Below are 391 nucleotides of genomic sequence, written 5' to 3' on the forward strand. Positions count from 1 at the left end.
TTTGCTGAAACTCTTTTGTGAGACTCATCAGCTCATGAAAATCTTCTTCTTCCACTTTCACTTTGGAACCCATGACACTCTTGGCCGCCTCTACTTCAATTGGTTGGCTACATAACTCTTCAATCCGTCTCTCGCTACGTATTTCAACGGGTGGTGCTGCTTTCAACTCCACTAAATTATCCATCTGTTGAAGCTCTTTTTCCTTGTGAGCCACAAGTTGTTGAAGATGCTTGAGCTCTTTCTCACGTTCTTGTTTTTTAAACTCATGCACACTCTTATGCTGCAGCTCACTCGGCTCGCCACGCTCAATGTCATAGCCACGTTTGTTCATGTAGTTGTGAAAGTCATCCTGAATTCGACGAATCTTCGTTTTGCCATGAAAGTATTCTTT

1 pseudogene is annotated in these 391 nt (G+C 42.7%); it reads right to left on the reverse strand.

What is annotated here, in order from left to right:
* A pseudogene (locus tag OK414_RS29830) lies at positions 1-331 on the reverse strand (plasmid recombination protein); the annotation flags it as partial.
* Between the last annotated feature and the right edge of the window lie 60 nt (positions 332-391).

Origin of the sequence: Priestia sp. JV24, from assembly GCF_025910025.1 — a bacterium.
Lineage (GTDB): Bacteria > Bacillota > Bacilli > Bacillales > Bacillaceae_H > Priestia > Priestia megaterium.